Genomic DNA, 13,880 nt, shown 5'->3' on the forward strand with positions numbered 1-13,880 from the left:
GAACGTTGCCGAGACCAGCCAGAGCCGACGCCAACTCTCGACTCCGCGAAGATCGAGAGCATCCCCAGTATGGCGGCAGTTCCGACACCTACGTCGACGTCCACGGGGAGCGTCGCCGCGAGTTCGTCCACTGGAACCGACGCTTCGGCGAGCTTTCGGGCCTCACGACGTAACGTGTCTTGGTCGACGAAGAGGCTCACCGGCTGGCGGTCCGTTCATGATCGGGCACAACAACATCGAGGGAATCAGATCGAACGGTGCTGATTCCCACAATGAGTGGAGCTGCGCTGTGGGCAGGACCATCCACGGTTCGTCCGGCCCAACGCACGTATGCAGACGGTCCAGCGCCGAGTACCCGAGCAGCGCCGACCGCCCATCGCGAGTGATCCGCAACCTCACTCGCGCGTTCGATGAAGACTCCGTCTCCTCGATGCACGGTGCATAGACGACTGGTGGGAAGTTCTTCGGAATCATCGATGCTGCCTCCTCGATCGAGCAGCCCGTCAAGACCGCCTACAGGATCAGACGCACACCGAGGACGATCGGTTCCCCAATTCAGCTATCGAGCAGCCCCAGTTCCTCCTGTAGCTCCACTGCCTGGCTGCCGGCCACAGTGGTGGTCGGTCCGCCACACCGTGGGGTCGGCCGCGTTCGCCGAGGTCATGGAGTCGCAGGCGCGGGACTACGTCGACTTCGGTGCGACGTTCTCTGCCGCCACGGCCGCTGGTGCCGCTGGGATCGGCCCGAAGATCTTCATCTCCGACGCCGACTCCGCTGTGCTGGTGATGGAGGATTTCACCGGAGCCGACGTCAAATGGGGCCTCTGGGGCTGCGTGAACCACAAGCTCTCTGATGCCTGGGACTTCGACTGCCACAAATCCGCTGCAGTGGCATCTACGGCAGCGACCACCTGACCGGCTTGGGCAGCCCAATCGTCGACGACCATGTCGTCTCCGCCGTCCGATGTCGGCCGCAGCGCGCTGAAATGCATTTCAAACAGGACTACCTGGTGGCACACAGCAACCGCGACACCCGTGACTACTGGCCACCGCTTGCACCGGCGGCTCTCCTCGCGGTTCACGTGCACTGGCCGAACGGGAGAAGTTCTGGGTGGGCGGCCAACGTCGTCGCGACCGCATCCACCATCGCGATACCGTCCTGGAATGATCCAGACGTCGGCTTCGCAGCAACGGCCACTGCCGAAAATCCCTCTGACACTTCGATGATTCCGAGTTGTCGAACGAGATAGCCCCTCGCTCGTCGGGCCCCCATCCTCCCTTGAACAGGGCGCCATCGAAACACCCCGTCCCCACTGCTGCTCCGACGTCACCTCATTCATCAAAGCGACGACCTCGGGCCCATCTCGAGGCAGGGAGTTCCGACGTGAACTGTGCCTGTCGCGTAATGGTCCATTAGGATTGCCCGAAGGCCGAAAAGCCCTCTCTCGTCTTCTCGGGTTGCACGACGGTGCCGTCGTCACCGCCCTCGAGCAGAATTTGTTCGACGGCGGCCGCCGCGCTCGCCGAGCCGCCCAGGCTCTGCCACAACGCATCTGCAGCACCGTTGTCCGAGTTCATGATCGCGGCTGCGGCAGCAGCCGATGCGCCAGATCCATCATTGCGTAGCGCTGCAATCGCGAGTGGCACTTTGATCGTCGACCATGAGACTCCTGTCGACCAGTCTCCGAGTGCGTGAACCTGCCCGCCACCGACAGGCATGTAGGCCATACCCAGTGCCCCATCGAATTGCGCCGCAACCGACTCGAATTCATCGCGCAACAACATTGCGGTACTGGGCGGAGCCGGCGCTTCCTCCACTCGCTCTGGATATTCTGGCGCCGTGACCAGTACGGTCGATAGTTGCGGACGAGCGCTACCTTCAACGTCGCGAGTCGGTACCGTGCTGGAAGCCAGCGAGAGGATTCCTACACACAAGCTCGTCACACCCAGAACCCGCAACTTTCTCTCAGTAGACATGAACGGACGACTTCGGCGAACGGGCAGGAGGTGATCGTAGTACCGACCACCGACGACGCGTATGCGTTCACTGGTCCGGCAGCGGCCGGGCAGGTTTGGGCTCCAGGTGGCAGCGACACCACGACAGGAACGGATGGAACCTTGGTTGGGCTGACGTTGCGGAGATGACGAGACCACATCACCGTCGACCACGTCGATCTCGACGACGACGTCGTACCACGAGACCACGACCGCTCCCGTCACCGAAGTCCCCGTCGAGCCGACTCCGTTGCCGGTACCCGAGGAGATCGCGCCACCGGTCGCCGAATACACGGCTCCGGCCACCGCATCCGAGCAAGCTCGGATTCAGCAGGCACCAGTCGAACAGGCGCCCGCACAACAGGCACCTCAGGAGTCGGAACCCGCGCAGAAGGCTCCGCCAGAACTGCCGGATCCAGGGTTCGAACCCCGTCCGGGCTACCGACAGACAGCATTCGGCGGCCTTATGAGGGGCCGGCGAATTTCGCTATCGGTTGGAGACAACCGCAGACTCGGCCATCTTGTCGTGAAACCCTTGCACGTTCGGCGAGTTGCTGATCGAGATGATCAAGGCAATCGAAAGACCCACAGTGGCAATGGTTCCGAGGAATCCCACCGTCCCGCCGTACAACATCGACGACATCGCACCGACGATGTCCTCGCTACTACCGAGCAGAATCATCGCCGAGATCGCAGAACCCAGATACATCGGCAGCACGAACGCGTTCCGTTTGAACGATTGCGCGAGGGTGGGATTACCACCCGCCGCTGAGCGGACGGTGACACCCAGGATAAGTTTTCCGACTGTTGTGCCGAAAACACACTCACCGTATACGAAATACACGATCGCTCCCAGTGAGATCACCAGGCTGATCACACTGGAGGCCACCCGGTACGCGTCATAGTCGAAAGTGCTTCCCAAGGCGGCGGACGCGATCAGACTACCGACGAACGACACGATCGTCAGGAGTACGAAGTCGATAGCCCGTGCGGCGACGCGCACCCCGGTCGTTGCCAGCCGCTTACCGTCAAGGGTGTAATGGCCACCTGGTGCTGGACTCGGATGGTAGTGGGGTGGCTGGACAGGAGAAACATCGTGCGGTGGTACGAATTGCTGTGTCTGCCAGAGACCGTCGTTCATCGGACCTGGAGGTGGTGGAGGAGGAGGCGGCGTAGGTGTGCCTGGTTGTACGCCGTGGTCCCAAGGTTGTTCGTACGTCATGATGTGTCCGATGCTCGACAAATGGGTTCTTCGAAGCTTCACACGGACAGCACATTTCGGCTATCTGATGTTCGAATGAACCAGACTGCCGCTACGGCGTCGTCGAATCAGTCCATTGAGCACCGTCGAACCAGCGCCGCTGACCCGGGTTCTGCGGATCCGCATACCAACCGGGAGCCACAAATGGCTGCGCCACAAGCTGATTGGCTGATCTCCGGCTCGAACTCACCACCGCGTATACGATCGCGCCGACGACAATCACGGGTACCGCCACGACGACGAGAATGATCAAGACATGAAACGGGCTCATAGCGCCCACGTGATACCTCCTGCTGCTGGTGCTTCCGCCGACCTCAGCCGAACAAGCCTTGTAACGCTACCGCATAGAAGACGATGAGCCCGATGTACACCACGGTGCCGATGTACCCGAGGATCAAACCGGCGACGGCGAGTCCCGAACCTTGTTCTCCTGTCCTGCGGATCTGCCCTTGAGCGACGTGTCCACACACCACAGCGACGATTCCGGAACCCAGTAGCCCGAAGACGAGGGAAAGGATTGCCATCGTGTTCGTCGATTGTGAGCGCGGAGCATATCCGTACGGCGTAGTGGTTGCGTAGCCGTACAGCAGCTCTCCCGTGGGCGTGTGGCCCACGTGCACCACCGTGGGGTGGGCATGTTGATAGGGCGCGTTCATCATCGGGTTCTTGATCAGGGCGTCGATGCCGGCTGCGATCCAGGCGAAGAGACACCCAACCAGCACGATGCACGACAACCATACGATTCCGGACCACTTGTGCACCTCGAAGTAGTCCAGGCTGACGTACATACGGTTCTGAAAGAAAGTGGCCAACGCAACCGTGGCCACCGCTGCAAATGGCGTCACCACCAAGGGAACCAGCGATCGCCGACGTAAGAGTATCCAGGCAACCACCAAGAAAGCCGCACTCAGGACACTCGTTGCCAGCAGGAAGAGCAAGGGCAAGGCCAACACCGTCAGGACGGTGGCGACCACACGGCGTGTCATACTGACCCGCTGCATCCAGATGAATGCTATGAAGCCGATGGCTGCGATCGCGGGCGAGATGATGCGGATTACGCCGCCATTACCGTCGACAGAGAGCATCCAAGGCAGCACCAGGCCCAACACGATCGCAACGATCAGTACGAGGATCGAGATGATCGACGGTGCAGGCGCTTTCGGCTTCGGGACGCGGATGGTGCCCGGTAGGTACGACAGCGCTGCCGGCGCAGGGGCCGAATAGCCCTGAGCCGCTGCGGGAATCGTCGGAGGCGGCGGCGGGGTAGGTGGCGGGGGCGGAGGGGGCGGAGGCGGCGGAGGAGGTGCCTGGGTCATCTGCGGTCCTTCAAGGCCTGGTCGACGGCGGGGTCGCCCAGAGTTCCCAGCCACTCGAGGAGTCCGGGGTATGCGTTGGGATGCGTCGCAACCATGACTCGCAGGTCAGGTCGGTGCTCTGCCAGTCGGAACAGAACCGCAGCCGAGCACGACGGGTCTGCGACGGCCTGCGCGTCCGGGTCGACCACTTCGATTGTCTCGGTTTGAGTATCGGAGGTCGCGGCCCGAGCAGGCGCAGCGGCCTCGGCGGCGGGCTCCGACTGAATCTCGACTGCGGGTTCGCGAGTTGGCTCGACTCGAGGCTCCGCCGTCGTGGTCTCCGCCGGCGGCACTTCCGCCGATGCTGGCTCTGACACTGCCACCGACGAGAGCTGAGATGCAGGCTCGGTGGCTACAGGATCCTTGGTGGCATTCACCGTGTTCGGCGCCTCGTCGGGCAGTCCGAATTGACCTGCAGCCCGTCGGGCCAACGCGGCGTCGACTGCAGGGTCGTTCAACTTGCCCAGCCAGTCGACCAAATCCCGATAGGTCGACGGATTGGCGGCGACGGCGGGACGGAGTTCCGGAGTCGTGCTCGCGATCTCGAACAGTCGGGCCGCAGGAGTCTGCGGATCCGACGCCTGCACAGCGGGATCGGACCACGGCTGTGCGGCGGGAGTTGGCGCTGCGGGAGTGGGAACCGCGGGAGTCTGCACCACAGGCTGCGGTACGACGGGCGCGATGGGAGCCGACGCTACCGGCGCCGTTACGGTTTCCGCGGGAAGTCCGAACTGACCAGCTGCCCGACGGGCCAATGCAGCGTCGACTGCGGGATCGTTCAGCTTGCCGAGCCAGTCGAGCAACTCGTCGTACGTCGACGGGTTGGCAGCGACCGCAGGACGAAGTTCGGGTGTCGTGGTCGCGATCTCGAACAGGGTTGCGGCCGGTGTGCGCGGATCCGACGCCGCAGCGCCAGGACCATAGCCCGCAGCGCCAGGACCATAGCCCGCAGCCGGGCTCGGACCTGCAGTCACCGACGCGAACAGCGGGACTCCGCTGTAGAGATCGCGGATCGCTGGAGCTACTGCGACCGACAGGGCGATGAAGATCGTCGCGGCGGCTGCGGCCAGATCGAATGTCCACACGCTGGGGTACCCGTAGTCGTACATGATCGACTGTGTCACCATCCGAGCGATCATCAGTACGAGCAGACCCAGGCAGATACCGATCGTGACTTCACGCGACGGTCGCGGATCCTCCGACGAGTAGCGAAGTCCCAACGCCTTGGTTCCGACGACGGCCAGCACACCGATCAGCACGGAGAATGCGGCGAGCGCGATGGATTCGCCGACCGACACGATCCCGAAGTCCGTGGCGGCGAGGGCAATCTGCGTCAGCGCGGTGCCGAAACTCCAGACGGCGATGATGCGGAGTCCGTTGCGGGCGGCTTCGAGCCACACGTATCCCCCGTGCGACGCGTCAGCTGCAGCCGGAACTCCAAAGGGCAGGAACGCTATCGCTGCGGCAGCCACCCAGAACGTCACCGAGTAGTACGGATAGACGGTGACGGTAAGGAACAGCTCGACACTTGCGAGATCATCGAACGACAGGAAAAAGCCCGCGACGAGCAGTGCCACACCGAACCCTGCAACTGTCAGGCGCCACGAACCGAAGCGTCGTGCAAGCCCGGCCGAGACCGTGCCCAGCACCGCAACGGGCACCGCCGACGAGACGAGCACGACGACGAGACTTTGGAGCGTTGCGGCACCGTCCGTGTAGCCGTAGCGGTTCAACGTCACGAGGACGAAGATCAGCCCGAGCAAGCCGGACAGGACGGCGAAACCCGTCGCAACGAACATCAGCGGCTTGATCCAACCCAGCCAACGTGGGGCACTGCGCGGGTCGATCCGAAGTTCCGCGGCACGTGGCTGCGCGGCCAGCAAGGCACCGGCGAGCCCGATCCACGCAGCCGATCCGATGCCGTCGCCGCTGAAGACACTGCTGGTCTCGCTGAATCGGAAGAGCCCACGAATGACGTCGTACCCAAGGAAGGCGATGACTGTCACGAGGAATGGACCGTTGGCAACCAGACGCAGGACTCGCACCTGTCCCACTTGCCAGTTCTGGCCGAGCATTCCGAGACGAGCGAGGTAGGGCAACCCCAGCGATGCGAGCGACAGGATCGTCACGAGTACGACCAGTGCGATGATGCCGCCGGATCCGCCGCGAGCGATACCGAACGCCGTCGTCCAGGGCAGAAAGAACGAAACGAACAGGAGAATGGCCGCCACACCGTCGCGGACGTAATCGCTCACCGGAATGTCGGTGAACGGTGACGGTTTCGGCTCGTAGGGCTTTGCCTGGCCGGGCGGGGGCGGTGCTGGCACGTATCCGGGAGGCGCCGGGAAGCTGCCGACGGGACCCGGTGCACCATTCGAAGCCGGTGTTCCGTACTGATAAGGGGTTTCTCCGGGCACGCGCCGAGCTCCTCGAGAAGGTGTGGACAGTGTGCTGAATAATGCGCCTGATCAGGCACGATCACCAGTCGTTCGAACGATCTAAGTTTCGGGCCTACCGTCGGTACTTCGTCGTTCCCGAGGATTCGCGGTTGTTGCTGACGATCTTGGCGTAGCACTGGTCGAGTGCGATCTGCTTAGAATCGCACCATCCGTTGGCCGCGTCGGCATCGGCGAACGTGAGGCCCGCGACGGTGATCCACCACCCTCGCAGGTCGAACGTGCGCCATTCGTCGCTCCACAGCAGCCGGACCTCCGGATAAGTCAGTCGCAGCTGCAGGTGTTGCCGGAGAATCTGCTCCGCGGACCAATGGACGGGTGCTCCGTTGATGTCGGCCGCATCCAACCCGACCCGCTTCGCGGAGATCTGCGCAACCCATCGGTCCGCGAGATCGTTTGTCACGAAGGGCAAATCAGCATTGGCTTGCGCACGCAGTGCGTCAAGACTCGTCGTTTCGACGTCCTTCGTCGGCGCAGCTGCGCGGACCGGCTTGATCGGCGTGTTGGTCCGTGTCTGCGACGGCGACCCACTGGTCAAGCTGGTATCGCTGGTACCTTCGTCGCTGCATTCGACGAGCTGGGTGCCCGACGCCGTCGCATTCGTGAGGCTCGACGACGACCCCAGGCTATTCGGCAGACGCCAGAAGCTATCGAGCTCGTAGAGGAATTCCCGCTCGATCGAGTTCGTCGAGCTTTCTCGGTCGGTTCGCGGCAGATAGATCGGCTCGTCGGAGAAGTCGAAGACCGCCGAGGCGACGCTCGAACCGCTGTCCGAGATCGAGACGCGCAGCGCGTTGGTCGAGGCGATGTCGCCGCTCGGGCACGACGCCTTCATCTCCATTCGAACGACTAAACCTTCAGTCTCGGTTCGGTATTCGACGGGCGTCAGCGTCGGCGTCGAACCACATTTGGTGACGAATTCATCCTCGTTGGCGCCAGCGGTGGAGATCCTGCCGGGTGCGCCGGCAGGCCCGCCCGTCGGCGGGTAGTAGGTGAGAGTGTCATTGGTGATCGACGCGAGACCGTCGTTCGCCTTGCCCCATGACCATCGGTGGGTGTCGTCGGCGTTCATTCCCCAGCTGATCGACCCGTCGGACAGGTCGATCGCTACGAGCCCCCCGTTGTCCACACTCGCCATGAGTCGTTTGCCGTCGGATTCCACGAACTTCAGTGATTCACCGATGACCGACGACCACAGTTTTTCACCGTTGTCGATTCGGTACGCGGACACGGTATCCATGTCGCTTCCGAGGACGATGTCACCGATGATTCCGTTCAGGCGGAAGTCATCATCTGGCGCGACCGACCAGATCTGATCTCCGGTCTCGATGTCGTAGGCGCCATGAGCGCCGATGTAGGGACGGATGCTCGATGCGGACACCAGCCATGGCTTCGCCGGATCGTCGCCGCTGATCCGAAACTTCTCGGAACCGTCGGGTGCCGACACGATGGACTCGTACCCGTCCGTAGGAAACGGGAGACGGCATTGAACGCCTGCGAATCCCTGGCCCGGTAGCGAGGTGCCGCCGCCGAGGTCCGGGTGGGAAAGAACTCGACCGTCGTTCGTGTCCAGCACGGTCGAGCCGACACCTGTGTACGTCACCAGCCCGTCGACGATCTCGAACGAATGTGAATCTCCGGACCCGGGACAACTCGTATTCCAGGGCACGGCGGTCGACCATCGTGCTTCGAGATCGTTCGGTGTCCCTCTGTTGAATGTGTTGCTTTCGTTGCCGCCGTCGAGCGTGAACACCGACCCGTCGTACACCTCCACCATCCAGGCCGTCGAACGGTCGATGCTGGACCGAACCTCGCCTGTGTCGAGGTCGAAGAATCGAACCTGTGCCGTAGTCGACGTCTCTCGAGGCCGGATGACGCAGGGCAAAGTGGAATCGATCGACGCCGTGGCGCACGTAACCGACCCGTCCACATCCGCCTGCCATTTGACCGAACCGGTACTGGCATCTGCCGCGACGATCTCCTCCTGCTGCCCGCGGAGAGGCCCCACTGTGGTGACAAGCGTCGACCCGAGTTCGATGAACTGCGCACTGCCGTAGCCGGCCGGCAACGAATCAGGCCACATGAAGATCCCGCCGGGGAGGACGTCGTCGACCGACAACGCCCAACCCTGTTGCGGCTGAGTGGGATACGTATTGGTCAGCTGACCTGCCACCGGCCTGTTGTCGTCGGACGATCGCAGCACGGTGAATGCGGTGATACCGCCGGCCACCAGAGCGACTACGACAGCGAGTGCCACTCCCCCGACGATCCACCCGCGCCTATGCCCACAAGACAACGGCGCCTGTGCGCTCGGATACGACGGCTGCGACGTCGGCGGGGGTGGTGGCCCAGGGGGGCGGCGGAGGTGGAGGGGGAGGCAGTGTCATCAGCTCGTACTCGTTCTGTCGATGAGAGGAATCGAAGTCACTGCTCCGCGAGGCACAACACCACGACGGGGTTGTCTGTCTGTACCCAGTCGTACGAGCATGACGACGTGCTGGTGCCCCTACTCGTCACTCGATGGGTCGCGCTGCTGGAGCTGCACGACACCGAGCTGACCGTGACCGAGCTGGTGCCATCTCCGTTCTCGGTGCCGAGTGTCCGCTGAATGCAGTCCCCCACAGAGGCGGCATCGATGACATCGGCGGTACTCGCCGAGTTGTACGACGGCGACGCGCTCGTGGCGTAGCTGGAGTACGACGGGGTTGTGTACAGATCGGAGGAGTAGCTGTCCGAATCGTAGCCATCAAGCGCGTTTGCGAAGGAATTCGCGAGCACGATCAACCACACGATCCAGAACACCCAGATCGCAGTCCCGAGGTACCCGATGATTGCTCCGGCGAGCGCCAGGCCGCGTCCCTGCTCACCACTCCGCTTGATTTGAGACAGCGAAATGTGTCCGAGAATGATTCCCAGCGGCGCAATGAAGAGTGCGCCGACGAGCGCGGCGATAGCCATCCCATTGGTCGACGGCGGTCGCTGATAACCGTATGGCTGGCCGCCCGCCCAATACTGCTGACCTGGGCCTTGGGCGGGTGGCAGAGGAGGGGGTGGGGGCGGTGGAGTCGTCACCGGAACGGCCAGCCTTTGCGCATAGCGGGAATTTACTTCTCGTCCAGCGAGTCTGATAGTCGTGCGTTCGGATGAAAGACGGCCGTAGTCCTCTACTTCTTGTGAATGGACAGCGACATGCCCTCGAGCCATGGAGAACTCGACCACTGCAGGGTCCCCGTCAAGGTATTGCCACTGGACGAGAGCTGCCATTCCCCGGTTTGGACGCATTCCGAACTTGGACCAGCGGCGTTTGCAGTGTCCACGAAGATGGAGACGAAAGTTCGGCTCGTTTCGGTCACTTCGACCGGGCAAACGAACTCGTCCGACCGAAAGGTGAACGTCCCCGAAATCGGGTCCGATGACGTCAGAGTCGCCGTGATCGGCAGTTGCCCGCCGTCGGAATGTGGAAGGACCTCACCGACCACTGGGACATCCTCGAACCGAGCCCCATCGTGCGCCACCTGACACACAGTGCAGGTGAATCCTTCCGCGATTCCCGACGACCGGACGGTTCCGACATCGAATCCGTACCGGTCCACGAACTCGACGTCGCCGTTCCCATTCCCGCCGACGGCTCCCAGCTCCGCGCCGTCGCGTTGGCAGCCGACGGCCACACCTTCGTGCTGGAAGGACCACCCGGAACCGGCAAGTCCCAGACGATCACCAACCTGATCGCGCACACCCTCGCGCAGGGCAGAACGGTGCTGTTCGTCGCCGAGAAGCAAGCCGCGCTCGACGTCGTCAAGAAGCGTCTCGACAAAGTGGGGCTGACCAAGTTCACGCTCGATCTGCACGGTAAGAATCAGAGCGCCAACGCCATCCGCGATCAGCTCAAGCGCGCGATCGAGCACTCGACCAGCTACAACAACCGGTCATGGGCAGCCAAGCGCGCCGATGTTCGCTCACACCACGTTCCGCTCGAGGACTACCCGACCAAGATTCACGAGACGAACGGCGTCGACCATTCGCTGTGGTCCGCGTACGACACCATTCTCGGACTCGGCGACGGCCCCTCTGCCACCATCCCCGCAACGTTCGTCGCGAATCCGTCGGTGTCGGTTCCCGAGATCACCAGTGCCCTGCAGCAATTCGAACGAGCCGCGCGGTCGATCTCCATCAGCGCCGAGAACCCGTGGTCCATCGCTGGAATCATCGACGCCCACGCCACCGACGACGACTTCCTTTCGGTCGCAGCACGATCAGCTGCCTCACTCGACGCCGTTCACAGAAGCTCCACCGTTCACTACGCCGTCGAACAAGTTCCGTCTCCCGAGACACTCGAACTTCTCCTCCCCCAGGCTCGACGCCAGATCGGTCGGCCGATTCCGCCGGCCGACGCGTCTGACTCTTGCAGCTCGGTCGAGACGTTGCGCCGAGGACGTCGAGAGCTCCGGCAGTTCGCCACCCTTACCGTTGGTCGCGGAGTCGGCAAAGGTGTTCGGGACCAATCGAGCAAGAACTCGGGTCGTCATAGCGATCTTCAGCGCTGTTTCAGCCACGGTCCTGGTAGTGGTCTTGGGCTACTGGGCGTACAACACCTGGCGCGCACCTGGATGAGTCGGTACTCGGGAACACCCGCATCGTCTTCCGATCTGCACACTGCCAATGGTGGGACGCCGGGCAGCTCGCCCTTCGTGTGGAGGGTCTAGTCGCCAAGGTGTGTCCGACCATCGGAATCGAAATATGCCGGGCCGATGTGTGGCTCGACGAACCGTTCTTCGACCACGAGCCCGACGGACTCGGCAACCTGCCCGAGTGAAGCAGGCAGAACGATCCACGTCGACACTCCACAGTGATAGTCGAGGTCGAGCCCGAGGGTGAGATCCCTCCCCGACTCCGAGACAGCGACTTGGCACGCGTCAACCATAATCATCGCGACGCCAGATCGAGTCGGTCAGCCAGCGGCCGGCCGCAGATGATCGTCGAGAAGCACTTCGGCGCCGCCAGCGCCGCTATGTCGACGGCAAAGCCCGCGTACGCGATAGGCAAGTATCGGACGATCACTCGGATTCGATCGGTCCGGTCCGATGTCTACCGCGCCGAAGTGTCGACTCACGAGGTGAATCGCAGTCATGTTATTACGCAACAGACCCCGGAGTGGCACTACAACATCGACGACGAACGCAACAGATTCGTAGACGTCACAGACCTCCACGCGCAGGTGATCGTTCTCAGTGACGGTGTGATGATGCTCAGGCGGTCACGATCGGAACTCGGCCATCTGCTCCTCGCGGACTATTCATCCACGGGCCTGCGACTCGACGAGTGGCAACACGACGGCCACTTCGACGACTGCACCGACGGATACCTGTTCACCCAGGACATTCGTCTGGTCGCACGAACATGCATCGCGTGGTTCCGCATCAGTGGTGACATCGCCACCACCGATAATATCGGCTGTTCGTACCGATTCGCCGACGAGTTGCCCCGACATTCTTGACCCACGTCTGAGACTCAGTCGACACCTCCGGGGGCGTATCCCGCGCAACGTACCCGCAACCACCAACAGGTCGAGGGTTGCACGATTGACTGAAATCAATCACACCGTGGCTCTAGGACGCGGTGGTCCGACTATCGGAGACCTGTCACTACGCCTAGCGGCGCGGGTCCATCCGCTGCTTCGTGTTCACCCACACAGAGGCCTTCCAGTCTCGATTAGGTACTCAACGCGACCGACTGTGCTCCTGCCTCCGCTATTGTTAGCTTTATTCACGGCTTTGGAGGATTCGATGTTGACTAAATTTGGTCGCGAGGCCGCCACTGTCTTCGATCTTCTAGGTCACGACGAAGTGAACTTGACCGCTGCGCTGGGTTGGGTCCTGTCCAGATCGCCGGTCTTCCTCGGTGCACTGGCGGAACATCTAGGGTGTCCATTGGAAACGCTGGATGCGAGCGTCGCGCTCGAAGTAGTCGGTGTAGATGGCCGGACAGACATCGAACTGACTACCGGCACAACAAAAATAATCATTGAAGCGAAACAGGGGTGGCTGGTCCCCGGTGAGGCTCAGCTCTCGAAGTATGCGGACAGATTCAACGGATTTGACAGCACACTTCTCGTCAGTCTGTCAGACTCGTCGAACGCCTGGGCAGATGATCAACTTCCCGTCTGCCTCGGGGAAGTACCAATTCAGCACATTCCCTGGGATGAGTTGCGGCGAATCATCCGGGACTGCAAGCATTCTGTGCATGGTAAGCAACGTTGGTGGCTTGAGGAACTGGAGGACTATATGGGACACGCAACCTCCGTACGACGCTTCGACGACCAGTACGTGTTTTGTGTCGTCGTCTCCAATCAACAGCTCGGCGCGCGGACTTTCCGGGAGTACGTCTCGCAGGATCGTGTCTACTTCCACCCTTACGGTGGAAACAATGGCTGGCCCAAGCTCCCTCCGAATTTTCTATGTTTTCGTTGGGACGGCAAAGTACAGCAGGTCAACCGAGTTGTCCGGACAGAGATAGTGCCGCGATTAAGCGATAGATGGCCAGAGATCTCGGATACAGCCGACGGAGAACCGCATATCGTGTACACATTGGGCGATGACATACCGGTGCCAACGGTGAGTACGGCCGGTACTTACGCGTCAGGACGGGTGTGGTGCCTACTCGACCAGCTCCTTGTGCAACCCACACTCGCCGATGCGGTGCGATCGAGCAAGAAATTAAGCGTGAGTTAGTTCTTACGTCAGAACTCTTCCAAACTGCCATTCAGTACAACGCCCAGTTAGAGCTTCAACCGAAGCACCTGAATTGAACTTCTCAA

Annotated in this window: 12 protein-coding genes; 4 read left to right on the plus strand and 8 right to left on the minus strand. The window is 62.0% G+C overall.

The genetic code is table 11. From position 1 onward, the window contains the following. Positions 1–162: 162 nt before the first annotated feature. Positions 163–474: an SAV_915 family protein gene (locus RY1_RS30925; RefSeq protein ID WP_308418021.1), complete on the minus strand. Its 312-nt coding sequence runs from the start codon at positions 472–474 to the stop codon at positions 163–165. A gap of 161 nt (positions 475–635) precedes the next feature. On the opposite strand from RY1_RS30925, the gene RY1_RS13570 reads away from it, so the two are divergent. Further along, a complete protein-coding gene (locus RY1_RS13570; RefSeq protein WP_072804106.1) occupies positions 636–914 on the plus strand; it encodes a hypothetical protein in 279 nt (92 codons plus the stop codon). Positions 915–1,412: 498 nt separating this feature from the next. Here the strand turns inward: RY1_RS13570 and RY1_RS29700 are convergent, their stop codons facing one another. The 7 genes from RY1_RS29700 to RY1_RS13605 all read right to left on the minus strand — a co-directional run bounded on the left by RY1_RS29700 (position 1,413) and on the right by RY1_RS13605 (position 10,024). Then, on the minus strand, positions 1,413–1,784 hold the full coding sequence (locus RY1_RS29700) for a hypothetical protein (RefSeq protein WP_139279839.1): 372 nt from the start codon (positions 1,782–1,784) through the stop codon (positions 1,413–1,415). 697 nt (positions 1,785–2,481) lie between these two features. Next, a complete protein-coding gene (locus RY1_RS13580; protein ID WP_072804107.1) occupies positions 2,482–2,997 on the minus strand; it encodes an RDD family protein in 516 nt (171 codons plus the stop codon). 310 nt (positions 2,998–3,307) lie between these two features. Beyond that, positions 3,308–3,526, minus strand: coding sequence for a DUF2510 domain-containing protein (locus RY1_RS31010; RefSeq protein ID WP_072804108.1), 219 nt, complete (start codon positions 3,524–3,526; stop codon positions 3,308–3,310). A 43-nt stretch (positions 3,527–3,569) separates the two neighbouring features. Further along, positions 3,570–4,571, minus strand: a complete 1,002-nt coding sequence (locus tag RY1_RS30600; RefSeq protein ID WP_245819649.1) for a DUF4190 domain-containing protein — start codon at positions 4,569–4,571, stop codon at positions 3,570–3,572. After that, positions 4,568–6,937: a DUF7937 domain-containing protein gene (locus tag RY1_RS13595; RefSeq protein WP_072804109.1), complete on the minus strand. Its 2,370-nt coding sequence runs from the start codon at positions 6,935–6,937 to the stop codon at positions 4,568–4,570. Before RY1_RS13595 ends, RY1_RS30600 begins: the two co-directional genes overlap by 4 nt. Positions 6,938–7,121: 184 nt before the next feature. Continuing rightward, positions 7,122–9,323: an outer membrane protein assembly factor BamB family protein gene (locus RY1_RS13600; RefSeq protein ID WP_245819650.1), complete on the minus strand. Its 2,202-nt coding sequence runs from the start codon at positions 9,321–9,323 to the stop codon at positions 7,122–7,124. 167 nt (positions 9,324–9,490) lie between these two features. Next, positions 9,491–10,024, minus strand: coding sequence for a DUF4190 domain-containing protein (locus RY1_RS13605; protein ID WP_245819651.1), 534 nt, complete (start codon positions 10,022–10,024; stop codon positions 9,491–9,493). A gap of 482 nt (positions 10,025–10,506) precedes the next feature. Between RY1_RS13605 and RY1_RS13615 the strand changes: the two genes are divergently transcribed. The 3 genes from RY1_RS13615 to RY1_RS13630 all read left to right on the plus strand — a co-directional run bounded on the left by RY1_RS13615 (position 10,507) and on the right by RY1_RS13630 (position 13,794). Next, positions 10,507–11,769 (plus strand): AAA domain-containing protein, encoded by a 1,263-nt coding sequence (locus RY1_RS13615; RefSeq protein WP_245819652.1) that lies wholly within the window; start codon positions 10,507–10,509, stop codon positions 11,767–11,769. 266 nt (positions 11,770–12,035) lie between these two features. Further along, positions 12,036–12,560: a hypothetical protein gene (locus RY1_RS13625; RefSeq protein ID WP_072804114.1), complete on the plus strand. Its 525-nt coding sequence runs from the start codon at positions 12,036–12,038 to the stop codon at positions 12,558–12,560. Positions 12,561–12,849: 289 nt separating this feature from the next. Further along, entirely contained in the window at positions 12,850–13,794 is a 945-nt protein-coding gene (locus RY1_RS13630) for a hypothetical protein (RefSeq protein ID WP_139279840.1), read from the plus strand. The last annotated feature ends 86 nt before the right edge of the window (positions 13,795–13,880 follow it).

The organism is Rhodococcus yunnanensis NBRC 103083 (genome assembly GCF_001895005.1).
GTDB lineage: Bacteria > Actinomycetota > Actinomycetes > Mycobacteriales > Mycobacteriaceae > Rhodococcoides > Rhodococcoides yunnanense.